Below are 23,510 nucleotides of genomic sequence, written 5' to 3'. Positions count from 1 at the left end.
TGCCGACGCGGACGCCGAGGTCAGCGCGTTCAAGGGCAGACGTCAACGGCATCCGCGAGGTGCGGTCCGCGTGCGCGTGAAAGCCCCTGGGGTGACGCCACGGTCCAGGGGACGAACGCGGCTTTAAAACACCCGTATGTTTCGCATGTTTGCGATGCTGCTACGGCCTTAGGCGCCTGTCAAGGGACTAGGATCCGGTGCATGCATTCGCGCCCACCCGGCCTCGCTCAGTACCTCGCCTCCGAGATCGAGGAGCTGATCGGCACCCGCTGCCTGCGTTCCGGCGACCGCATCGCCACGATGGAGGAACTGCGGACACAGACCGGGTACGGCCGCGCCACCATCGGCGAGGCGGCTCGTCTGCTCACCGAGCGGGGAAGTGTCGACGTGCGCCCGGGGCGTGGGGGTGGCCTCTTCGTCGCCCAGGTCAGCCCGGTTGTCCGCTTGCGTCAGACGCTCCTGACCGTGCCCCACGGAGCCCCGACGGTGGCGGACGCGATCGCCGTCCGCGATGCCCTCGAAGAACTGGTCATCGTGGAGGCCGCCGCGCACCGGACCGACGGCGACATCCGCGACCTCGAAGCCCACCTGGACGCGATGCGACGCGCGGGCGACGACCTCGAAGCGTTTCTTCGTGCCAACTGGGAGCTGCACGAACGCATCGCAGCGGTGTCTCCCAACCCGCTGGCCCGCGCCATGTACCTCGGCATGATGCGCTGCATCGCGGAACTGTCGGTCCGGGCCGACAGCCAGGACACCTCAACGGCCAGCGTCTACCTGACCCAACGGCTCGCTGTGCACGAGGACATCGTCGAGGCAATCCGGCTCGGCGACGCCGATCGCGCACGGGCGGCCGCCGCCGCGCACCGGAGCAGCACGGCGTCTGGCGTGGCGCCGCCCTGAACACCGCCGCCGCACGGCGCCGGCATAGGGCGAGCCGAAAGCGCCGTGCGGTAGGGCGCGTGGAGCTCCACCCGTGGGCACGCGTCATCAGGACTGGGCGGCTGGCAGGCTGCGTAGCGCTCCGACGTGCGGATCACTCCCGCGTGAGTCCTGAATAGAAGAATTGGTGCTGCGTGCAGGTCCAATCCCAAGAGGAGCGGGGCATGCCACACCGACCTTGCTGCCGAGATCCGGCGGTCGCGCAGCGCGCCGGCGTCTACTTGCCCGCGGTCAGTTCCTCCGAATGACGCCCATCAGCCGCTCACTGGCCCACCAGGGATATCAGGGCGTGTGTCATAGGTCGAAGTACGTCAGGACGACGCGGCGCTCGACCGAGCCGTGGCGCTGCTGGCGAATCTCCGCCCCGCGTTGCGCTGTCGCACCGGCAGCAACACGGCTCGACCCGGGCCCACAGCTGGTCTGAACCCACCCTCGGTTCCTGCCGCGCTAGGCTACCGAAACCAGTGACACGCCCCGCACGCCAAGTCACCCCGTTGTGTCAGCCGTTCTAGGAGCGGCGTTCCAGGACGCTGGTGAAGGACGGCGCGACCTCAACACCGCACAAGGCCCGTCCGATGTTCTCCATCCACGTGTCGATGGTGTGGGCCGCGTGCAGGCTGCCGGCGCGACAGTTCCTGGCGATCAACTGGAGTGGTTGCCGTTTCGTGATCGCGGATGCCCCCGAGGCGCGGAAGAGCGTCTCGATCGCGGAGCTGCACGCGTCCCAGATGTAGGCGACGTCGGTGTGGAATTGGAGTGTCTGGCGATCAGTGGGGTCCACTGCACGGCGTTCGCATTCGTCCAGGGCGGCAACCGCCGCGTCAGCCACCAGGCTCGCGGCGCGGATCTTGCTGTGCGCTCGGCCGACGGTGAGATGCGTGATGGGTGCGACGGCCTGGTTCGCGTACGGAGAGTACGCGATGGTCCGCCTCCCGAGTGTGCCGAGGAAGACGTCCATCGCGTGGTCGGCCATGCCCAGCGCCGTGCCGGTCCCGGTGACGAGCGAACGGGCGAGTCCTCCTCGTCGCGGTCCGCGGCCCTGTGCGGTCAGCTCGTCGATCTGCGACGCGAGCAGAGCGGGGGTGCTGAACCGCTCGTCGGGTACGAAGAGTTCGCCGTCGGTCGCTACGGTCTGACTGCCGGTGGCGGCGAGTCCCATTGCCTGCCAGTCGTCCTGTGTGACGAGCGAGTCCTTAGGCACGAGGACCATGCCGACTTTCGTGTCGTCGGCCGGGTCGTAGTAGACGGCGAGGTATCCGTGCGAGGCGTGGACGCTGCCGGTCGCAAACGGCCACTTTCCCTCGACCATCCAGCCGCCGTCGACCCGTCGCGCGGTTCCCGACATCCGCCGGCTCGTGCCTCCTACCGCGAAGGTACGGTTCCCGACCCACCGGGACTCGTACACCGGCGTAACGACGGCCTGGGGGAAGGAGAAGCTCCACAGGTTCCCCCCTGCGGCCGCCCAGACGACCCAGGAGGTCGCCCCACATCCCGCGCCAAGAGCGCGGTAGATGTCGTGCAGTTCCCGCGTGGTGAAGTCCGCGCCGCCAAAGCGTTTCGGAGTGGTCAGGGTGAACACGCCGGCAGCGTCGAGACGCTCGATGTTCTCCTGGGGGATGCGACGCTGCTGTTCCGCCACGGGCTGCTGGTCGCGAAGCCACGGCTGAATCTTGTGTATCCGGTCGGCTATCTCGTGTGCGGATGGTTGCCGTTCGTTCGCATTGGTGCGCAGGGTCATGGCCCATGACTTTCTCGTGATTCGTACTCGCGATGTCCGAAGGGTCGACATACCGCTCCTGTAGCGGCGGACGCATCCTGCGCCGGTCGCCGAAAGCGGATCAGATCAGGAAGGCCAGTTGTCGTCCGCCGACGGCACCCCGCCGAAGCCGGCGACCGGGCGAAGGGACGGATCGGAACCGTCGCGTCGGCCTGCCGAGGCGTCGGGGTGGTCGTCGAACCAGCCGTCGGCGGGGTACTTGTACATCCAGTCGACGATCAGTTGGCGGCGGGCGATCAGCCACAGCCCGTCACGGCGCTCGAACCGGTCCAGGTAACGTGCCCAGAGCTTGACGGACTCGCCTTTCCACTGATGGCTCTCGGAGCCTTGGTGATCAGCCTGGAGATACGTCTCGACGTGAGCGATGTCGGGACCGTTGAACTCGATGAGGCTGTTCCCCAGGGAATGCATGGTCCGTACGAAGCGCGGCATCTCCCCTGCCAGGAAGTCGACGAATCCGGATACGGGACCGATATGCAGGCTCGCGGGAAACTGGACCCAGGCGTCCTCGTGGAACACGCTACGCACAAGGTCCATGTCCACCCGGTCCAGGCCGCGACAGTAGCGGAGCAAGGCATCGTGGATGTGAGCACGGGCGCTCAGTTCGTCGACATTCATCGGCGTTTCCCTCCAAAGGGATCGGTGTTTGGGGCTGAAGTGGGCGAGGCGGAGCCGCGAGTGGGGAGGCCGGCCGGATACGTGCCGGGCTGCTTCGGGGCCGACGGCCTTCAGCACTCCCGCGCGGGAAGAACGGGCAGCTGTACGAAGCTGGGGTATTTCGGTCCGGTGTAGACCGTGTTCCGCGCCCCGTCGTGATAGGCCGGGTCGTAGGCGTGACGCATACCGTGGCCGACCCCGGTGTAGGGCTGGACATCGATACGAAGGCGATGCCCCTTCCTGACCAGACCGGTGTTCGGGATGATCTCTATCTCGACCGGGACGACCTCGCCGTCCCGCAGGGGGGCGTAGTCGTCCTGCAGGTGCGTGTGCTTGGGCCGGTAGCCGGTCGAGCGCTCGGGATCCAGCGTGCGGTGTGATGCCTTGAGCCAGCCTTTGGCCAGTGGGTAGAAGCGTGTGGAGATGCCGGGGATCAGTGCCGGACCGCAGTAGTCGACTTCGCGGTCGTCGGTATCCAGCACGCGCACAGCCACGTAGACGTCCATGTCCGTAGCGGTGCTGGCCATCCACAGCACCGCTTTGCTGTAGCCGGCGAGAACGGTGTCCTCCAGTAGCGGCTCGCTGATGAAGGTGGCGCCCGGAGCGCAAGGCGCACTCGCCACGGCGCCCGTGCCGGTCGCCGGCGGGATGCGGGGTGCGTTCAGGTCCACTTCGGCGGAGTACTCCACGAAGCGATCGTCCTCGGGCGGGGTGCGCGCCAGGCGCAGGACGTTGTCGCAGGGCAGGCCGACGTTGCTGCCGAGGGGCGTGGCGTCGAGATACCAGCGGACGTACTGGGTGCGGGCGACCGGCCACTCCTGCTCCTCCTGCAGGTAGGAGCAACCGCGCCCGGTTCTGATCTCCAGGCGGACCGGGGGCCTGTCCATGATCCCGTTGTCGATCCCCTTGAGCCAGTGGTCGAAGAACGCCATGTGCTCCTCCACCGCGGCACGGGAGTACGACTTCAGGAACCAGTCCTCCCAGAAGTCGATCTTCTTGTTCGGGGTAGGGGTGTTGAGGTAGGTCTCGCTGCTTCCGAGCTGGTGGAAGTTGCCAGGATGTGTCGTTGCGGCAACCGTCCACAGGGGCACGGTCACGTCGCGGAGATCAGGGCTCATCAGCACCTCGGACCGGGGCCCGAATACCGCCGACGGGTCGGAGTCCTTGAAGGGGTTGGTCCGGGCGATCTCCAGGAAGTCCTTCGCGTCGACCTCGCCGCAGATCGCCGGCACGATGCCGTGCTGGAACCAGCCGGGAAAGAACTCCTCGTTGAGGATGCCTCCGGTGTACATGACCTCCTCATAGAGGTCGGTGTCCGTGCCGATCGCGATCATGGCCTTGAGGTGCGGCGGCTTGAGGCTGGCCACCGCGTGCTGGCTCACCGCGTAGTACGACATACCCCACAGGCCGACGCTGCTGTTGGACCACGGTTGCGCCGCGGCCCACTCGATGGCGTCGTAGTAGGCCTCCGCCTCGTCGATTCCCCAGATTCCCAAGGTCCCGGGACTCCTTCCGGCGCCGGGGCTGTCGATGCGCACGAGGGCGTAGCCACGCGGAATCCACGCCGCGGTGTTGATGCTTTCGTGGTTCTCGTACTCGTATCCATCCGGGTTGCCCTGAAAGTACCTCTCTTCCATCTGCTCATGGTGTTCGGCGTCCTGCTCGCTCGCGATGGAGTGATGGACGAACGCCCGCCCGTAGACACCGCAGTTCATGATGACGGGAACCGGTTCGGGGGTGTCCGGGCGATACACGTCCGCGTACACGAAGGAGCCGTTGCGCAGCGGGATTCTGACATCGCGGAAGCGCCGGATGCCAAGGACGTGGCGCCGTACCTCGTTGCGCGCCGCTGCCGGCGAGGTGACCGTTCGGGGTGCGACGCCGCCGATGACCTTCGCCCGGTTGAGCTCGTCGAGGAGCGTTGCGACCATCGGATCGCCCGTGAATGCCTGAACGGGATCGGCGGGAGCTCCCGGGAGCGAAGCGAGTCCGTAGCGGAAGTCGATGGGGCGGTTTCCCACCAGGGCGTGAATTTCCGGCGTAAGAAGGATTCCATCGTCCGGACTGTCGTGGTGATTGAGCGTCAGCAGGAATCGTGCGATGTTGGTCAGCCCCGGGTCCGCCAGCTTGTCGAGGCTGCCGTCCACCCGCGCAACGAGGTCGGCGAGGGTGAGCCTCTTCGCCCCGCGCGCCGCACCGACCAGGACCGCACCGACCGAGAAGACGACGACCTCACCGTCCCGGAACGCAAATGTGCCGTCATCGTCCGTGAATCCCGAGCAGGTCGGGGTTTCGAACCGCAGACCGATGACGGGTCCTGCCATATTTCCGCTGCGCAGCATGGTCCTCTGCTTTCGAGTTCGGAACGATCAAAAGGTGATGGTCCGTGTGGGTCCGGTGCGCGCGACGCCACTGCCAGAGGGTGACCTCATGCCTGGCGGCGACGGGGCTCCCCGTGAGGTGCTCACTCCAGGTGCACTCCTGAGGTGCATCCCGAGGTCGGGATCCGGGGCACTGCACGGGTCCGTTTGCGGGACGGGCGACCCGACCGGGTCGTCAGACACTGGCCAGGCGTCGGAATCTGCTGCCGTGGAACACCAGCGGGGACATGTCGGGCGTCGCACTGAGGCCGTGGATCTGCATCAACACGATGTCGTGGTCGCCGCAGGAGACTTCTTCGCGGATCGTGCAGTCCAGCCACAGGGTCGCACCGTCTACGAAGACGGCTCCGTCCTCGGAGGCGAACCAGTTCGTGCCGGCGAAGCGGTCGCCGGCCCTGCCGGCCAGCCGGGTGCATATCTCGTCCTGGCCCTCGGCCAGCACGCTCAGCCCCAACCGTGGTTGCTTCCGCAGCTTCGGCCACGTGGCGGACGTGTGCTGAACGCACAGGGACACCAACGGGGGGTCCATGGATACCGATGTGAACGAACTCGCGGCCAGCCCCAGGGGCTCTCCCTCGTAGCTCGCGCACACGGCGGCGACTCCTGACGGAAAGCACCCGAAGGCCCGCCGCAACTGCGCGGTTGCCATCACCGGCTCGATACCTCTCACTTCGTCCTCCTTGTCTGGCCGCCGCCCGGCATCAGCCCCGCTCAAAGCAGGCGTGTCGAAGTGCCATGCGACGGGATGCGCATGGCGCGGACGGGAGCGAACTGTCAACGAGATGTGCGTGTACGGTCGTGTCCGCGCGGGCGTTGGGTGGCGCATTCGACCGCGTCGGTCAACGGCGCGGCGACCTGCGACCGGGTCGGTGTGCGTCCGCCGGGTGTGATCCTCGACCCGACACGGTCAGGGAACTGGCTCCGGCTCGTGGTCTGCGGGGAATCCCGGGTGCGGAACCGCGTGGCCGCGCACGCTCGGGGGGTCCGCGAACCGCAAGGCTCGGTCCGCCATCGGGATCAAGCCGGTTTCACCGGCAGTTGCAGATACGAGGCGCGATCGGCGCCGGTGTGGATGACGTGTTCTCCGCCGTGTGGGGTGGTGTACTCACGGATCCCGGGCATCATCGGACCCAGGAGCGAGCGGCTGCTGATGACGAGGCGAAGTTGTTCGCCCGGGTAGAACACGAGACCGACCGGGAGAAGGTCGATCTCGACCTCGACGACCTCGTCGGGTGAGAGCTTCTCGACCCGGTCGAAGCTGTGGGCGGGGACGTCCTCGGTCGACAGCTTCTCGTCCAGGTGGCGCATCGAGACGCGCAGCCGTCCGTCCGCCCCCTTGTACCGCAGGATCGAGCCACCGCGTTCGGTGACGTCGTGGACCCGCGCGCCCTGGTTGGGCACGGTGAACTGCTGCAGTGGCGTGCCGTGCGCGTCGAGCTTCTGAACGAGGAGGAACAGGTCCATGTCGTCCGCCGCCTCCACCTCGACCCACAGGTGCGCTTTGGGATACCCGACCAGCACGGTCTCCCGCTCGAAACGCGTCACGAAGGACACGGTGTCCGGGTTGGACCCCACGGCGTAGCCCGCCGTCGCCCCGACGGTCGGCGCCACAGGCCCCAAGGTTCGCGACAGGCCGTCGAGATAGTACTTCGTCGGCGTGACGTCCGCCGGCGGGAACTGGTCGGCCGGGACGTTTACCCGGTCGCCGCCCTGGAGATCGAGCACGGAGTAGCGCACCCGGGGCGTGTTCTCCCAGCCGTTGTCCTCGCCCTTGAGGAAGTGGTCGAAGAACCGGCGCAGGTCCTCCCTGTTCGCCTCGTCGTAGTAGTCGGGCCATTCCTGGCTGTTGTGGATGCGCAGCCACTTCTCCGCGGACGCCATTCGGCGCCATGCGCGAAACGTTCCCGCGGTGTGCAGCGTGTTGGAGTAGCTGGCGACGACGTACGACGGCACGGTGATCCGATCGAAGAGTGGGATTTTCTGCTCCCACAAGTCGTCCACCAGGGGGTGGCGTTCGGCTTCCGCGATGATGTCCTCCTTGCGTCCCCTGCCCCGAAAGCTGTGGTCGCGGAGCTGGCGAGCGAACCCGTGGTCGGGCACGCCACCGCGCATCACCAGATCGCGGTAGACATCACTCACGCCCTCCCACGGGTTGATCGCCGCCAGGTGCGGGGGCTGTTCGGCGGCGGTGAACCACTGCGAGACCGCGAGGTAGGAGGTCCCGCTCATCGCGACCTTGCCCGTACACCACTCCTGGACGCCCAGCCACTCGATCAAGTCGTAGCAGTCCCGGCCTTCCAGGCGGTCCCAGAGGACACTGTCACCTTCGCAGTCAGCCACACCCCGGACGTCCGGGTTGCAGATCGCGTAGCCCTGCGCGCACCAGTACGCCGGGTCGGGGCCCTCGAACTTCTCGAGCCCGGACACGATTCCGTTGTCCAGTCCGACCAGACCGAACACACCCATCACGCTGGCAGAGGTTCCCTGGCCCTTGCCATACGGGCTCCACGCGACGATAACCGGCACCTTCTCAGCGCCGGCGGGTCGCAGCACATCGACACGGATGGTCACACCGTCACGCAGTGTGACGGCGATGTCTTTTTCGAGCACGGTGTCGACGGGCAACGGCTTGAACGGCGGCGCGATCCTAAACCCCGCCTCCAGCGTGCGGGTTCCGGGGTCGAAGCCACTCAGAATCCCGTACCGATCACCCGACTCCAGCGGGTCGGACGGCATGAACACCTTCTGGATTTCACTCATGGGAGCGCCTCGCGTCTCTGTTCCCGTAACGGGCTGTGGCCGCACTGCGAGCGTAGCCCCGTCGACGTCATATCTCAACATCTGTTGAGATTCATTCGGGCGGTAGTTTTGGGGCATGACTGCGCACACGAATACCGCCGCGGCCGGGCGCCGCGGACGCCGGCCTGGGACGAGCACGACCCGTCAGGCGATCCTCGACGCGGCCAGGGCCCGGTTCGCGGCCGACGGCTTCACCGCGACGACCATCCGAAGGGTCGCGGTCGACGCCGGGGTGGACGCGTCGCTGGTGATGCAGTTCTTCCGGTCGAAAGACGAGCTGTTCGCCGCTGTGCTGTCCATCCCCCAGGACGCTCTGACGCGCTTCAGCGCCGCATTCGAAGGGACCGACGATCACCTGGGCGAGCGCGTGGTCCGCGCCTTCCTTGATGTGTGGGAGGGAGACGCGCGCAGTTCGGAACCGCTCATGGCGATGCTCCGCGGCGCCATCGTGAATGACCAGGCCAACGGACTGCTGCGGGAGTTCCTGGAGGAACGTCTGCTCGTCGACGCTCTCACGTCGCGCGCGGTCGACGACGCGACGCTCAGAGTGGGAATCGCCTCGTCGATGCTCGTCGGGCTCATCGTAGGACGAGGCGTCGTCGGCGTCCCGACGCTCACCGGAGCGGACCGCGAAGCGCTGATCGCCCTCGCGGGGCCCGCCGTGCAGAGCATCCTCGTCCCGCCGCCGGCGTCCGATGATGAAACGTACTTCGAGGACTGAAGCCGATGACGGCCGACTGAAGACCTTATATCGCGTGCCGCGGCTACCACGGCGTCCAGCGAGCCTGACAACGGCGGCTGATCACCTTATGCACGAAAAGCCCTGATGCCCTCACGCCGTTGCATCTACCTGCCACGCGACTTGACAGCGGGCGCCGCTGACGTTGACCGAGTGCTTGTCGCTCATCAGCCTCCGGAGCACCTACCGAATAGCCGGCCCGAGCGTGATGACCTTCGAGCCGAGCTGCCTTCCTCAGCGAGGCACGGATCAGTTCCACGCCGCCCAGCCCGACGGCTTCTTCGTCATCCAGGTTGACCTGGTAGGAGCCGCCGTACCCGCCGGCGCCCTCCGGGCAGCTGCGGCATAGCAGCGGGAGGCGGCTTCGGCATGGCGACACCGCGCGGCTCCCTCGCGGAGGAGACCACCGGCCACCTCCTTCAGATTTGGTCGGTCAGATGGAGCAGCAGGGTCTTGAGGTATCGGGCGAAGCGGCCCATCAGAACCGTGCGGTCGTTCGCCGTCCACTGATGGGCTGAGCTGAACTGGATTTCGTAGCCGCTCTGAAGCCGGGAATGATCTCCTGGGTAGATGGGAAGTGCAGTCCGCGGCCACGCCCTTCCGAAAAGGGCGTGTTGCGGCGTGTTTGCCGCACGCTCATGTCACTGGCCCCCTCCCCTGCGCAGTTTCCTCTCGGTTCCCCGGGTCAGGGCGGTCGTCACTCGTCGGGGCTGACCAAGAGCGCGAGGGCGAAGCCGGTGAGGTGGTCGGCCAGCACGTCGGGGTCATCCGCCATCCCCCGCTGCAGCCAGTCGATCAGAACCTCGGTTACACCGGCCACCAACCCCAGCAGTACTCGGTCGTGGCGCAGGACGTCGTGCGGTTCAGGCAGGGTTCGGCGAATGAGCTGGCCGAACAGGTCGGCATCCTTGCGCAGCAGGCCACGGCGCCGCAGTTCCATGCGCGGGGCGTTGATGTAGATGACCCGTGCAGAGTCCGGGTGATCGGCGAGCAGGTGCACCAGCGTCGTCATCATCGGCCGCAGCAGTGCCGCGAGGTCGGCGGGTTCCTCCGGCGCCGCCGCGGCCAGACCGGCGAGCAGCCAGTCGTTCTGCCGCCGGTGCACCGCGAGCAGCAGGGCCTCACGGTCGGTGAAATGTTCGTAGAAGTAGCGCTTCGACACCTTCGCGCGCGTGCAGACGTCGGCCACGGTGACGTCGTCGAACGCGCGCGCGGCGAAGAGTTCCAGGCCCGCCCCGATGAGGCGTTCACCCCGGTCGGCAGCGCGTGCCTCCCGGGACTGCCCCCCGTAGGTCTCGCCCCGCACCCGTTCGCCCGCCGCTCGCTCGCTCAACCCGTTTCCCCTTCCCCAACCCGCATCCTCCCGCTCCAGCGGACGGCCCGCGCTCCGACCATAGTCACTGGTGCGGCGAACGGCCGAATAAATCTGGAACTCGTGCGTTCCAGAACCTTGCGCGCCCACCGGACCCGCTCACATACTGCTTGCCACACCGCCCTCCCGGCGATCCACGGCGCACCGCGGCGCCGCACGGATCTGCCCGGGGAGAGCCGCGCGGGAGCGTTCCGGCCGTCCGGACACCTGCGATCTCACACCTGTGATCTCACCCCCGCGATCTCCCGAACCGCTCTCCAGCCCGGCACATCTCTCACCGTAGGAGCCGCCGCGTGTCCGTCCCATCCCTCGTCATGGACGAGACCCCACCGGGGGTGGTCTCCCGACTGTGGAATCGCGACCTGCCCGCCTATCCGCGACCGGCACGTCGCTACACGTACCTCGGGATCGTCGTCATCACCACGGTGGTGCTGTACTACCTGCTGTACATCCAGTACGCCGTCGCCACGTCGATCATGGCGCACTACGACATGACGTTCGGCTACTTCATCATGCTGTCGGTGCTGGGCAATGGGATCGGCGCTGTCGCCTCCCTGGTGGCAGGCCTGGCGGACCGGTGGGGCCGGGCCAACATGGTGGTCTACGGCGTGCTGCTCGCAGCCGTCCTCGTCCTGCTCCTGCCGAGCGCACCGAACAAGACGATGTACCTGGTGCTGTTCGGGGCCCTGTACTTCATCGAGGGCATCGTCCTCGTCGCGACGCCCGCTCTCATCCGTGACTTCTCACCGCAGCTCGGCCGCGCCACCGCCATGGGGTCATGGACTATGGGCCCGGTCCTGGGCAGCCTCGTCGTCACCACGGTGACCAGCGCGACGCTCGACACCTCCACCTGGCAGGACGAACTGCGCTACGCGGGAGTGGCGGCCCTCGTCGTCTTCGTCGTCGCCCTGTTCGGACTGCGGGAACTCTCTCCCGGGCTGCGGGACCAGGTCATGGTGAGCTTGCACGACCGCGCTCTGGTCGAGGCCCGCGCGCAGGGCGCCGAGCCCCGGTCACCGGGCTCCGGTCACTGGCGGCAGATGCTGCGCCCCGGCATCGTCGGGCCGGCTTTCGCCATCAGCGTCTACCTGCTGTTCTACTACGCGGCGGTCGGCAACCTCGTGATCTACTACTCGGCCCTCTACGGCTACAGCGAACAGCGGGCCAACGCCCTCGCCAACTGGTACTGGGCGCCGAGCGCCGTCGCGCTGATCGCGGCGGGAGTCGTCTCCGACCGGCTGCGGGTGCGCAAGCCCCTCATGATCGTGGGCGGTGTCGGATCCGTGGCCTGTACCGCGGTGTTCGCCTCACTGGCCACCAGCCAGGACACCGGGTACTACACGTTCGCCTGGCTTTTCGTGGCCATGGGTCTGTTCAGCGGGTTGACGTACGGGCCGTGGATGGCGGCCTTCACCGAGACCGTCGAGCGGCACGACCCGGCGGCCACCGCGACGGGGCTGGCGGTGTGGGGGTGGATCCTGCGGGTGGTGGTCGCCGTGTCCGCCGCGGTCCTGCCGATAGCGGTGACCTCGGTGACGCCGATCGTCGAGCACGGTCACGAGGTCCAGGCCGCGCAGGCGCAGGCCGGTCCCGCCCTCGCCGTGGTGAACGCCCACCCGAGTCTGTTCGCCGAACTCGCGGCGCATCCGCCGGGTCAGGCCCCGCTGGAGCTGCAGACCAGAGCGGTGAAGGAGGTGGGACCGGCCGACCTGGCCCTCGTCCAGAAGGCGCAGCCCCAGCTCAAGATCCTCCAGGAGTACGGAGCCAAGGTCCAGAAGGCGTCCGCGGAGGGTCCCGCACAGTGGCGTGACTGGTGGCTGGTCTGCATGGGCGGACAGATCCTGTTCCTGCCGTTCGTCTTCGCCATGAAGGGCCGGTGGAGCCCGCGCCGGGCGCGCGAGGACGCCGAAGCACACCAGCGGGCCGTGGACCTGGAACTGAGCCGGCTCACGCAGTCGGCCTGACGCCGAGGCAGCCCGGACGATCCGACGGCGCGTGCGGGGACCGCGGGTGTACTTCTCCCCCGGCAGTCCCCCACCGCCGCGCTCCCGCGAAGCCGGGGCATGGCGCGCACAGCGATCGGCACGACGCACACAGAAGGATGACACTCCGTGGTTCAGCACGCTCAAGTACTCATCGTCGGCAGCGGCTTCTCCGGCATCGCGCTCGGACGCGCACTGCGGAAGTCGAAGTTCACCGACTTCCGCATCCTCGAACGCGGATCCGACGTCGGCGGAGTGTGGCACTCCAACACCTATCCCGGATGCCGCTGCGACGTCCCCTCCCACCTGTACTCCTTCTCCTTCGCCCCCAATCCCGACTGGACCTCCACCTACTCACCGCAGCCCGAGATCCAGGAGTACCTGCGGCACTGCCTGGACCGCTTCGGACTGCGCCCGCACCTGCGCACCGGGATCGAGGTCGAAGAAGCACGCTGGGACGAGGACGACCGGCTCTGGCACGTCACGACGAACACCGGACCGTGGACGGCGCAGGTCCTGGTCAGCGCCGTGGGCCCACTCACCGAGCCCAAGCTCCCCGACGTCCCCGGCATCGACCGCTTCCAGGGCACGATCATGCACTCGGCGCGCTGGGACCACGACCATGACCTGACCGGCGAGCGGGTCGCCTCGATCGGCACGGGCGCCTCCGCGATCCAGTACGTCCCCGAGATCGCCGACCGGACCGGCCGGCTCTTCGTCTTCCAGCGCAGCGCCCCCTGGATCACCCCCCACGACAAGCGGTCCATCACCGACGCCGAGCGCGCGAAGTTCCGGGCCCGCCCGCTGCGCCAGAAGATCGAACGCGCCAAGGTGTACGCCGCCAAGGAACTGCTGGTACTCGGCTTCGTCAAACGTCCGCGACTGATGAAGGTGCTCCAGAACGTCGCCGCCAAGCACCTGGAACGACAGGTGCGGGATCCGGCGCTGCGCCGTGCCCTCACACCGGACTTCACCCTGGGATGCAAGCGGATCGTCCCCTCCAACACCTGGTATCCCGCCCTGCAGAGGCCGAACGTGCAACTCGTTCCCCGGGCGCTGCGCGAGATCCGCGAGCGCAGCGTGATCGACTCCGCCGGCATGGAACGCGAGGTCGACACCATCGTCTTCGGCACCGGCTTCCACGTCACCGACATCCCCTTCGCCGACAAGGTGCGCGGACGCGGCGGCGAGTCGATGAGCACCGTCTGGGCGGGCTCGCCGCGCGCGTACCTCGGCGTGTCGGTTCCGCGCTTCCCGAACTTCTTCATGTTCCTCGGCCCCAACTCCGGCCTGGGACACAGCTCGATGGTCTACATGATCGAGGCGCAGGCCGAACACGTGAAGAACGCCATCCGCGCCCTCGACCTCTCCGGCGCGGCCAGCATCGAAGTGGACCAGCGGGTCCACGACGTGTACAACGCCGAACTCGACCGCAAGCTGGCCACGACGGTGTGGGAGACGGGCGGCTGCCAGACGTTCTACCGCGACGCGAACGGCCGCAACGCCACCCTCTACCCCGACTGGACCTTCGCGTTCCGCCGCCAGGCCACCCGGTGGAAGCCGGACGCGTATCATCTCGCCCCGCCCCCGCCCCGATCCGGACGACGGCACCCCGTCATGACCGAGGACGCGTCATGAAGGCCACGGTCATCATCCAGGGCCGGCTGGAACTGGTCGACCTGCCCGCCCCGCGCCCCAGGGCCGGCCAACTGCTGCTCGATGTGCGGCGATGCGGGATCTGCGGCTCGGACCTGCATGCCCGTCTACACGGTGACGAGCTCGCCGACACGCTCGATGTGTGCGGCTACCCGCGCTACATGCGCTCGGAGCAGCGCGTGGTCATGGGGCACGAGATCTACGGCGAGGTCGTCGAATACGGCCCCTGGACCTCAGGCCGGATCAAGCCCGGCACACCGGTGGTCGCTGTCCCCCTGGTCCGGTACGGGCACCAGGTCGACGGCATCGGCCTGTCCGCCGACGCCCCGGGCGGGTACGGCGAGCAGGTCGTCGTCCAGGAGTCGCTCACCCTGCCCGTCCCCAACGGCCTGCGCCCCGATATCGCCGCGCTCACCGAGCCCATGGCGGTGGCCTGGCACGCCGTCAACCGCGGCGACGTGACACGCAAAGACACCGCGATCGTCCTCGGCTGCGGCCCGGTGGGGCTCGCGGTCATCTCCGTGCTCAAGTCCCGCGGGGTGGCCACCGTGATCGCAAGCGACTACTCCGCAGGCCGACGGGCGCTCGCGAAGAGCTGCGGAGCGGACATCGTGGTCGATCCCAGCGTCGAAACGCCCTGGAAGGCGATGGGCGACGGCCACGGCTTCATGACTACGATGCCCGAGGAGTACGGCGCCGGCATCGACGCCATCGAAAGCATGCAGCGGCTTCCGGTGCCCTGGTGGGTCACCTGGCGGGCCCTGGACAAGGTGGGCGTGACCCGACGGAAGCGCCCGGTGGTCTTCGAGTGCGTCGGCGTTCCCGGAATGCTCGACGGTGTCATGGCGGCGGCACCGCTGCATTCGCGCGTTGTCGTCGTGGGCGTCTGCATGGGGTCCGACACGATCCGGCCCTCACTGGCCGTCAACAAGGAGCTCGATCTGCGGTTCGTCGTCGGTTACACCCCGCTGGAGTTCCGCGACACCCTCCACGCACTCGCCGACGGAACCCTCGATGCCTCGCACCTGGTCACCGGAAGGGTGGGGCTCGCCGGCGTCAACCACGCTTTCACGGCCCTCGCTGACCCCGAAGCGCACGCCAAGATAGTCATCGACCCCACCATCGAAACGGAGCAGATCCTGACCACGTGACGCAGCACGTCTGGGAGGCGAGAGTGTCGGCATCGGTATTATGTGGAATCGACCGGGGCTAGCTTGGAGCCATGGTCGATGTCCCGTGGGACAAGTTCCCTACCCTGGCAGCGGACCAAGAAGCCCGCAGGTGGCTGCAGTTCATGGCCAACATCGGGCGGGCGCCGAACACGATCGACGCGTACGGCCGCGCGGTGGAGGACCATCTGCGGTTCTGCGCCGCGGAGGGTACGGAGCCGCTGTACGCGAAGGCGGACACGGTGGCGGCGTGGGTCGGGGAGATGTTGGAGCGCCCGCCTGGCCGGCCGCGGGGGAAGGGCGCCAGTCGGGCGGGGCCGGGGCTGGCGAACGCGACGGTGCAGCAGCGGCTCGTGGCAGTCCGTTCCTTCTACGAGTTCCTGGTGGAGGACGGACTGCGGGAGCGGAACCCGGTTCGGCGCGGGCAGGCGGCCAGACGAGGGCGCCGGCCCAAGCGGGGTCTGGTGCGGCGTATCGAGCAGGCGCCGTGGATACCGACGGAGGCCGATTGGCAGCGGATCCTGGAGGCTGCTCGTGCCGAGCCGCTGCGGAACCGCCTGATGGTCTCGCTCGCCTATGACGGCGCTCTACGGCGCGAGGAACTCGTCCAGTTGTCCGGCGACGACTTCGATCCCGCCTACAGCCTCATCCGGCTGAGGGCGGAGACGACGAAGTCCAAGCGGTCGCGGGAAGTCACCTACGGGGAGGCGACGGGGCAGCTATTCATGGCCTACCTGTCCGAGCGACGCAGTTCGGTCGGCAGGGTCGGAGGGCCGCTGTTGCGGTCGACGTCGAACCGGAACCCGGGCGGTCCGCTCGGAGCGTCGAGCTGGTCGAAGATCGTCGAACGTCTCAGCAGCACGTCCGGTGTCAGCCGCCTTTCCACGCACACGTTCCGGCACCTGCGGCTGACGGACCTGGCCCGGGCCGACTGGACCATCGATCAGATCGCCCAGTACGCCGGCCATCGCGACCTGGCTACGACCATGCGCTACATCCACCTGTCCGGACGTGAGCTCGCAGCACGTTTCCACCGGGCCAACACCACCCTCCACGCCGACCGCGAGCGACTCCTCGCCCGTCTTCTGGAGACACCGTGAACCACACCCCCGGCCACCGGCTGACCATGCACCTGCTGCCCGGTCTCATACCGAAGGAGGTGACCGCACTGGAGCACATCGCCCCGTTGAATGCGATGCACGCCCGGGCAGCGGCGGAGCTGGCACGCCTGATCATCCCGATCGATGAGGTCACCTCCGCCTGGGATCCGGGCAAGGCACGCTCGGCGCGGTTTCGCTTGTTGAAGGAGGTCCACCGGCAGCAGAGGCCGTACTGGACCTGGGACGAGGAAACCTGGGCAGAGGCCTCAGCGGAGGCCGGGGCCTTCCGGTTTCATTTCGCGGCTCTGGGCCACCAGCTCGGTGGGCACCACCGCTTGCACGGCACCGCCGGCATCACCAGTCTGGCCCGGCTTGCGGACCTCGTCTTCGGCCCGCAGGCCATCCAGCCCGCGGTCGATGCCATCGCGGAGACCCTGACCGCCTGGCGTAACTCCACTCACCTGCTGCCCTGGCAGGTCCGCAACACGACCATCGACGTGCTCCTGAGCAACAACAGCCCTCACCTGGAGGACCTGCGCGAACCCCTCCTGGAAGAGCTGATGGAGCACTACCGCTCCACCGGCGCGACGAGCCGCCGGCGCGGCTTGTTCAAGATCTCCCGCGTCCTGGCCGACAAGGGCATCATCTCCTCGCCTCTACGCACCAACCAGGACAAGGCCGGGCCGGAAACCGCGGCCCTGGCCACGGTCCCGTCCCCGTGGCGGGATGCGGCTCTGCGGTGGATGCGGCTGGTCACTCACGAACCCGGGACAAAGCGGTCGATGCTCTCGGCCATCCTGGTCGCCGGCCGATGGGCAGCCGAGAAGCACCCTGAGGCGGTCGCTCCCGAGCACTGGACGCGTGACATCGCGGCCGAGTACATCGCCGACACGATGACTGCCAACGTCGGGCAGTGGGCCGGTCACAGCCGCAACCGCTCCCGCTTCGGCCAGCCGCTGAGCCCCGCTGGGAAGGCCAACCGGATCGACAGCATCAGAGGCTTCTTCAACGACCTCATCGAATGGGAGTGGATCAAGCCGAGGTTCGACCCGCGGCAGGTGTTGAGCATGCCGCTGTCGCTCCGGGCACTCATGGGACCCAACCCGCGGATCATCGACGACGCGACCTGGGCCAAGCTCATGGCCGCCGGGTTGACGCTCAACAGCGAGGACCTCAAGCCCTACGGCACCCCGCGGGCCCGCTCAGCAGGCTGGCAGGCCACCTACTACCCCATCGAGATGGTCCGGGCCATGGTCGGCGTCTGGCTGTTCGCCGGCTGCCGCATGGACGAGCTGCGCCGCCTCGACCTGGACTGCATCACCTGGGACGAAGGAACCGACGAACGGAGCGGCGAGACCTACCGCATCTGTCTGCTGCACATCCCGCGGAACAAAATTAGCCGGCCCTTCGCCAAGCCCGTCGACCCCCTCGTCGGAGAACTGATCGACGCCTGGAAACTCGTCCGCTCGCCCCAGCCCGACCTCGCTGACCGCAAGACCGGCCTCCCCCGCCAGCACCTCTTCTGCCACCGCGGCCAACTGGTGGGTAACGCCTACCTCAACGACAACATCATCCCGGGCCTCTGCCAGAAAGCCGGCATCCCTGCCGAAGACTCCCGCGGCGCCCTCACCAGCCACCGCGCCCGCAGCACCATCGCCACTCAGCTCCTCAACGCCCGAGACCCCCTCACCCTCGGCGACCTGCAGCAATGGCTCGGCCACAAGCACCCCGCCAGCACCCGCTACTACGCCAAGATCCTCCAACGAACCCTGACCGCCGCCTACCGGAAAGCCGACTACTTCGCCCGCAACATCCGCACCATCGAGGTCCTCATCGACCGCGACAGCATCCTCACCGGCGCCGCCGCCGGCGGCGAACAGCCTTGGAAGTACTACGACCTCGGCGACGGCTACTGCAGCTACGACTTCTTCGCCAAGTGCCCCCACCGCATGGCCTGCGCCCGCTGTCCCTTCTACGTCCCCAAGGAGTCGACCAAGGGCCAGCTCCTCGCGGTCAAGGACGGCATCAACAGGATGCTCGAACAGGTCGACCTCACCGACGACGAGCGCGAAGCACTCGAAGGTGACCGCGACGCCGTCACCGCGCTGGTCGAGAGACTGGCCGACATCCCCACACCTGCGGGGCCCACACCCAAAGAACTGGGCATCGAGTCCGCCTTCATCCCCCTCACCCAGCTCACCGGCACCATCTCCCGAGAGAGGAACAGCTGAGCAAGACCGGCCGCCTTCACCAGGCCGCGATCGCCTGCGGACGGTATCCACTCAGGGTTGGGCATCCACGTCTGCGATGAGCTCCGCCGCGGTGACGCCCGGCTGGACTCGAACATCGAAGTTGTATCCCTGATCGCAGAACACCAGCTCAACGGAATCCGGCATCAGCCGACGAAGCAGGCAGGCGACCTGCCCCGAGTCTGCCAGGGCCGCGTCCAAGTACAGGCCCGTCCCATCCTCCGGCAGAAGCACCTCGCCCGGGCCCTCGCCCGTGCAGAAGCTCCAGCTGAAGGCACATACCTCACTGCGTTGCGTCGGACCGGCTTCGACCTCCGCCCAAAGTTCGGTGATCCCAGAAGTCACGGCGGCTGAGCTGACCCGCCAGGTGGTGGTCGAACCATCGAAGAACGCCATAAACGCAGCCATGCCGCGTGTCTACCACGCCCGCTCACGCACCCCCCAACCGCCCCGGGAGGGCGCTCCCTCCCCCAGACGAAAGGTCACGAACCTGTCTCGATTCTCAATAACTTGCCCCTTCCACGGCAACGCGCAGTGGCGAAGCATCCGGGACACCTCGCCGGCGGAGTGGGCGGATGTCGTCGCGTTCGACGCCGCGATCCGCAAAGGCAACGCCCGCGCCAATGCGACCGGCAACCGGCTCCTGGGGCAAGCATTCCTCCACCGTTCCCGCGTGCCGCTCGACCAGGCCCCGATCGACCACGTCACCGCCGCCGAACGGGCAGCTCTCCCGCAGTCATCCGGCGACACCGATACGGACGCGGACGAACTGGAGCAGGGAGCCGCTGACGGGTGCTCCCCGTGGTCCTGCCGCGGATCCGCGACGGAGCCGGAACAGGACGACTTCGAGCTGGCCACGTGATCTTGGACCTCTTCGCGGGGCCGGGCGGCTGGAGTAGGGCCCTGACCGTGTTCGGGGTTCAGGACGTGGGTCTGGAGTGGGACGAGTGGGCCAGCAAGACCCGTCGGGCGGCCGGCCTGTTGACCGTGCGGACGGACGTGGCGCGGTATCCGACGTGGCCCTTTGTCGGCCGGACCCGCGGGCTGATCGCGTCTCCGCCGTGCCAGGCATGGAGCACAGCCGGCAAACGACTTGGCCTGCTGGACCAGCCGCTCGTGCACGAGGCCGTCGATCACCTCGCCGCCGGACGCGACACACGCGCACGCCTCGTGGCCCTCTGCCGCGACGAGCGCTCCCTGCTCGCGGCGGAGCCGATGCGCTACCTCCACGCCCTGAACACCGTCGGCGAGCCCGAGTGGGTGGCCATGGAGGAGGTACCGGACGTCCTGCCCTTGTGGAAGCAGTACGCGGCCGTGCTGCGGGCGTGGGGATTCAGCGTGTGGACGGGCATCCTCAACGCCGCCGACTACGGCGTGCCCCAGACGAGACGGCGGGCGATCCTGCTCGCCTCCCGGGTCCGCACAGCCCAGCCCCCTGCCCCGACCCATGCCCAAGTCGGCGAGCCCGACTCGCTGTTCGGTCCGGGCCGCGTCCGCTGGGTCAGCATGGCCCAGGCCCTGGGGTGGGGCGCCACCGATCGGCCCGTGCCCACCGTCTGCGCCGGCGGTGGGCCCGGTGGTGGCCCCGAACCGTTTCCCTCCGGGTCCCGCAAGGCTCTGTCCCATTCGCGTGAGCGCGGTACCTGGACGTCGCGGCCGGACGGCTTCATGCTGCCGTCCCGGACAACTCGGCTCGGGACGCGCGAGAGCCGTCCCGGACCCGCCGAGGCGCCCGTCTGGTCCTGGTCCCTGCGGAGCAACAACCAGACCAACGCCACCATCCGGCCGCTGTCCGAACCCGCCGGGACGCTGTTCTTTGGGCACCGCGCCAACGAATGCACCTGGATCGCTGAACCCCCCGCCTCCCAAAGGGAAGACGCAGCGTTGACTCCGGTTCCGGAACCGATCCGGATCACCGCCCGCGAGGCCGGCATCCTGCAGACCTTCCCCGCCGACCACCCCTGGGCCGGCAATAAGGGCCAGCAGTTCTCACAGATCGGCAACGCCGTACCCCCACTGCTCGCCGCCCACCTCCTCGCCCCGCACCTGGGCGTTCTCCTCAACCCCGACGACTTCACCCTGGCCGCCTGATGCACCACACCCCCGAACCCGGCCATGACGACCTCGACGCCACCGCTGGTCCGCCGCCGGTTTTCCATGCCGAGCAGGCCCTCCTCTGCGCTCTCCTGCTCGAACCCCAACGCCTCGGTGAAGTGACCGGCATCGGCCGCGACGCGTTCTCCACCGCCGCACACGCCGCCGTGTTCCGCGCGATCAGCTCCCTGCCGGCGGCCGACCCGGTCGACCACACGCAGAGCACGCACTGGCTCGATGCCGTGCTCAGCGCCGCCCGCGAGCAAGCATCCGGCCTGACCGCCACCTACCTGCACCACCTCATCCAGGTCTGCCCACGGCCCCGGCACGCGCCCGCGTACGCGCAGATGATCGAGGCCGAGCACGCCCGGCGCCGTCTGGCCGCCGCCGCCCAACACCTCGGACACACCGCCCGGGACACCTCACTGCCGCAGCCCGTGATCACCACCCTCGACGAGGCCGACACCCTCGCCGCTCTGCTGGACGACATCGCCGCCCGCTTCCCCCCACACGCCGGCTCCCTGCACCGCACCCGCGTTCCTGAGCCGACGCCGCCCCCCAACCAGGAGGCCCTCGGCGAGGAACAGTTGCTGCTCGCGACCGCGACCGCGTTCCCCACCGTCATCGAGCAGATGCGGTGGCTGACGCCCGGCGACTTCACCCACCCACTGCACGCCGGGCTGTGGCAGTGCCTGAACGCCCTGATCCGACGCGACACCCCCGTCGACCCCGTCACGCTGCTGTGGGAGGCACAGCACCGACGCCTGCTGACCGCCGGAGCCGACCCACGCGAACTGCTCGACCTCCTCAACGGACCGCTCGGCTCCCCCGACCACTGGGGCGAGCGCGTCCTGCAGCGCTCCCTGCTGGCCACCGCTCAGCACACCAGCCAGATCATCGAGGCGTTCACCAACGATCCGGCCATCACGCCGAACCAACTCGTCGTGGGCAGCCGCCGCGCTCTCGCTGACCTGTCCGCCGTACGCACCCGATGGCAGCACGCCACCACACCCGCGCCGGCGGTTCCGCCCAGCCCCACCAAACCCCGCAGGACCCCGCATGTGCCCCGGGCCGGGCCGCCGCGGACCACAGCACCGCCCGCCGTCCGCAGTTCCCGCTAAGCCCCCGAGCCGGGCACGGCGGGCCACTTGCGACCCGGCGACCGGCAGAAGAGAGCCGCCTTCATGTCGACCCCCTCCCTGGACGCAAACGTCCTCCTCGACACCCACCCCACCCACTCCAGCGCCGTAACCGCCCACCTGACCGGCACCCAGGCCCACATCCCCCACGTGGGCCTGGAGGCCGCCAACTGGCACGTCGCCGCCACCAACACCCTGGTTCTAGCCCGCATCGACCATGAGGAGCCATACTGGGCTGAGCAGGCCGCCCAGCAACTGGCCGCTGACGGGATCACCGTCGAGATCACCCCCCAGCTCCGCAAAGCCATGGACGAAGACTGGACATGGGCCGACCATCCGATGCCCTGGTGCACCCGTGCCGAGATCCGCGAGGTCTCCAACGAAGCCCAGACGATCTACGACGACATCCGCCACGGGCACCTGCTGATCCACGCCCACGCCGAGGACGGCCACACCACCGTCGCGGTCGGCACCTACCTCAGCGGCGGCGGCAAGAGCGTCTATCTCCACGGTGAGAACCACCTGCGGCAGGTCGCCGACACCTTCGACTCACCCGCTCAGGCCCTGGTCGCCTTCGAGAAAGTCCATGGCGGCACGATGCGGCCCGGCCCTGCTCCCATGACCGATACCGAGCGCGACGCCGTCCAGGCCCGCACATCCTTCGCCATACCCGGCGTCGAACCTCGGCCCACACCAGAACCGGAAACCGTCCCGGCGTACGCCGCCGATGCCGGCGACCACGATGCTCTCCTAGACGCATTCTTCGCCGCTCATGACGACTGGGCGAAGTGGCGGACCTGGTCCGACGACACGACCCACGCGATCCACGAAGACCAGACCCTGCGCATCGAGCGCATCCACGACGCCCCCGCCCACGAGACCGCCTGGACCGTCGCTGCATACGAGACACCGGTCTCGGACCGCATGTGGATTCTCACCGCAACCGGTGCCACCCCCCCGTGCTGCACGAGCTGCTGGAGCACCTCGCCGGCGGAGACGGCTGGGACACAGCCGTCGGCACCCCAGTGAACGAAAAGACCGTCACCGCCGCCACGCAGCCCCTCGCAGAGGCCGGGTGGAAGCACACCGTGGACGGGCGCTGGATCCGCTGGACGTCCCCCACCGCACACGCGGGAGTCCAGTTCGATGCGTTCGCCGCCCAGCACCCGACCCGAAACCTCGCCACCTGGACCATCTGGGCCGGCCCGAACCCCGACCGCCCCACCTGGACCCTCACCGCGTCCCCGCGCACCCCCAGCGCACTGCTGGCCGACCTCACCGAGAACCTCGCGCACGGAACCGGCACCCGCCAGGCACAGGCCGATGGCCGCGAACGCCGGACGAGCCATGGCATCACGCCGCTGGCCATCTCGACGGTCACAGGCATCCACGCAACCAGTCCCACCCGCTGATCACCGGCACGTCAGAGCGGCGCAACATAGCGCGGGATCGCC

The 23,510-nt window shown here is 68.3% G+C and carries 18 protein-coding genes and 1 pseudogene; 12 read left to right on the top strand and 7 right to left on the bottom strand.

Annotated elements, in window-relative coordinates; genetic code table 11:
* Positions 1 to 201 precede the first annotated feature (201 nt).
* The gene (locus C8250_RS34140) at positions 202 to 903 is read left to right on the top strand and encodes an FCD domain-containing protein (RefSeq protein ID WP_138353644.1); all 702 of its coding nucleotides are present in this window, start codon (positions 202 to 204) and stop codon (positions 901 to 903) included.
* Between the two features lie 547 nt (positions 904 to 1,450).
* Here C8250_RS34140 and C8250_RS34135 read toward each other — a convergent pair.
* The 5 genes from C8250_RS34135 to C8250_RS34115 all read right to left on the bottom strand — a co-directional run bounded on the left by C8250_RS34135 (position 1,451) and on the right by C8250_RS34115 (position 8,517).
* Positions 1,451 to 2,581: an acyl-CoA dehydrogenase family protein gene (locus tag C8250_RS34135; RefSeq protein WP_187145084.1), complete on the bottom strand. Its 1,131-nt coding sequence runs from the start codon at positions 2,579 to 2,581 to the stop codon at positions 1,451 to 1,453.
* 204 nt (positions 2,582 to 2,785) lie between these two features.
* Positions 2,786 to 3,337, bottom strand: coding sequence for a nuclear transport factor 2 family protein (locus C8250_RS34130; RefSeq protein WP_138353642.1), 552 nt, complete (start codon positions 3,335 to 3,337; stop codon positions 2,786 to 2,788).
* A gap of 110 nt (positions 3,338 to 3,447) precedes the next feature.
* Positions 3,448 to 5,700 carry a CocE/NonD family hydrolase gene (locus C8250_RS34125; RefSeq protein WP_203218444.1) on the bottom strand — a complete coding sequence of 751 codons (2,253 nt, stop codon included), beginning with the start codon at positions 5,698 to 5,700 and terminating at the stop codon, positions 3,448 to 3,450.
* Positions 5,701 to 5,932: 232 nt separating this feature from the next.
* A complete protein-coding gene (locus tag C8250_RS34120) occupies positions 5,933 to 6,427 on the bottom strand; it encodes a flavin reductase family protein (protein ID WP_244809527.1) in 495 nt (164 codons plus the stop codon).
* Between the two features lie 347 nt (positions 6,428 to 6,774).
* Complete coding sequence (locus C8250_RS34115; protein WP_138353640.1) at positions 6,775 to 8,517, bottom strand: CocE/NonD family hydrolase; 1,743 nt, start codon at positions 8,515 to 8,517, stop codon at positions 6,775 to 6,777.
* Positions 8,518 to 8,632: 115 nt separating this feature from the next.
* Here C8250_RS34115 and C8250_RS34110 point away from each other — a divergent pair, with 115 nt between their 5' ends.
* On the top strand, positions 8,633 to 9,277 hold the full coding sequence (locus C8250_RS34110; RefSeq protein ID WP_138353639.1) for a TetR family transcriptional regulator: 645 nt from the start codon (positions 8,633 to 8,635) through the stop codon (positions 9,275 to 9,277).
* Between the two features lie 715 nt (positions 9,278 to 9,992).
* Here C8250_RS34110 and C8250_RS34105 read toward each other — a convergent pair.
* Positions 9,993 to 10,757: a TetR/AcrR family transcriptional regulator gene (locus C8250_RS34105; protein ID WP_198359439.1), complete on the bottom strand. Its 765-nt coding sequence runs from the start codon at positions 10,755 to 10,757 to the stop codon at positions 9,993 to 9,995.
* A gap of 203 nt (positions 10,758 to 10,960) precedes the next feature.
* On the opposite strand from C8250_RS34105, the gene C8250_RS34100 reads away from it, so the two are divergent.
* The 5 genes from C8250_RS34100 to C8250_RS34080 all read left to right on the top strand — a co-directional run bounded on the left by C8250_RS34100 (position 10,961) and on the right by C8250_RS34080 (position 18,805).
* Positions 10,961 to 12,631, top strand: a complete 1,671-nt coding sequence (locus C8250_RS34100) for an MFS transporter (RefSeq protein WP_244809525.1) — start codon at positions 10,961 to 10,963, stop codon at positions 12,629 to 12,631.
* A 147-nt stretch (positions 12,632 to 12,778) separates the two neighbouring features.
* A complete protein-coding gene (locus C8250_RS34095) occupies positions 12,779 to 14,287 on the top strand; it encodes an NAD(P)/FAD-dependent oxidoreductase (protein WP_138353637.1) in 1,509 nt (502 codons plus the stop codon).
* Positions 14,284 to 15,456, top strand: a complete 1,173-nt coding sequence (locus C8250_RS34090; protein ID WP_138353636.1) for a zinc-binding dehydrogenase — start codon at positions 14,284 to 14,286, stop codon at positions 15,454 to 15,456. Before C8250_RS34095 ends, C8250_RS34090 begins: the two co-directional genes overlap by 4 nt.
* A gap of 71 nt (positions 15,457 to 15,527) precedes the next feature.
* Positions 15,528 to 16,574, top strand: coding sequence for a site-specific integrase (locus tag C8250_RS44535; RefSeq protein WP_138353635.1), 1,047 nt, complete (start codon positions 15,528 to 15,530; stop codon positions 16,572 to 16,574).
* A complete protein-coding gene (locus C8250_RS34080) occupies positions 16,571 to 18,805 on the top strand; it encodes a tyrosine-type recombinase/integrase (RefSeq protein ID WP_244809523.1) in 2,235 nt (744 codons plus the stop codon). The genes C8250_RS44535 and C8250_RS34080 overlap by 4 nt, the downstream gene beginning before the upstream one ends.
* A gap of 51 nt (positions 18,806 to 18,856) precedes the next feature.
* Here the strand turns inward: C8250_RS34080 and C8250_RS34075 are convergent, their stop codons facing one another.
* On the bottom strand, positions 18,857 to 19,231 hold the full coding sequence (locus C8250_RS34075; protein WP_138353634.1) for a hypothetical protein: 375 nt from the start codon (positions 19,229 to 19,231) through the stop codon (positions 18,857 to 18,859).
* 103 nt (positions 19,232 to 19,334) lie between these two features.
* On the opposite strand from C8250_RS34075, the pseudogene C8250_RS34070 reads away from it, so the two are divergent.
* The 5 genes and pseudogenes from C8250_RS34070 to C8250_RS44955 form a co-directional block, all read left to right on the top strand.
* Positions 19,335 to 19,685, top strand: a pseudogene (locus C8250_RS34070) (hypothetical protein); the annotation flags it as partial.
* On the top strand, positions 19,682 to 20,914 hold the full coding sequence (locus C8250_RS34065) for a DNA cytosine methyltransferase (protein WP_138353633.1): 1,233 nt from the start codon (positions 19,682 to 19,684) through the stop codon (positions 20,912 to 20,914). The pseudogene C8250_RS34070 and the gene C8250_RS34065, both read left to right, overlap by 4 nt.
* Positions 20,914 to 22,038 (top strand): DnaB-like helicase N-terminal domain-containing protein, encoded by a 1,125-nt coding sequence (locus tag C8250_RS34060; protein ID WP_138353632.1) that lies wholly within the window; start codon positions 20,914 to 20,916, stop codon positions 22,036 to 22,038. Before C8250_RS34065 ends, C8250_RS34060 begins: the two co-directional genes overlap by 1 nt.
* 63 nt (positions 22,039 to 22,101) lie before the next feature.
* Positions 22,102 to 23,085 carry a hypothetical protein gene (locus tag C8250_RS34055; protein WP_306665070.1) on the top strand — a complete coding sequence of 328 codons (984 nt, stop codon included), beginning with the start codon at positions 22,102 to 22,104 and terminating at the stop codon, positions 23,083 to 23,085.
* Positions 23,082 to 23,468: a DUF317 domain-containing protein gene (locus tag C8250_RS44955; protein ID WP_307811592.1), complete on the top strand. Its 387-nt coding sequence runs from the start codon at positions 23,082 to 23,084 to the stop codon at positions 23,466 to 23,468. Before C8250_RS34055 ends, C8250_RS44955 begins: the two co-directional genes overlap by 4 nt.
* Positions 23,469 to 23,510 lie beyond the last annotated feature (42 nt).

Origin of the sequence: Streptomyces sp. So13.3, from assembly GCF_005860785.2 — a bacterium.
In the GTDB taxonomy this organism is placed as follows: Bacteria; Actinomycetota; Actinomycetes; order Streptomycetales; family Streptomycetaceae; genus Actinacidiphila; species Actinacidiphila fildesensis.
Note: the sequence above shows the minus strand (reverse complement) of the source record. Positions and strands in the feature narration are given on the sequence as shown.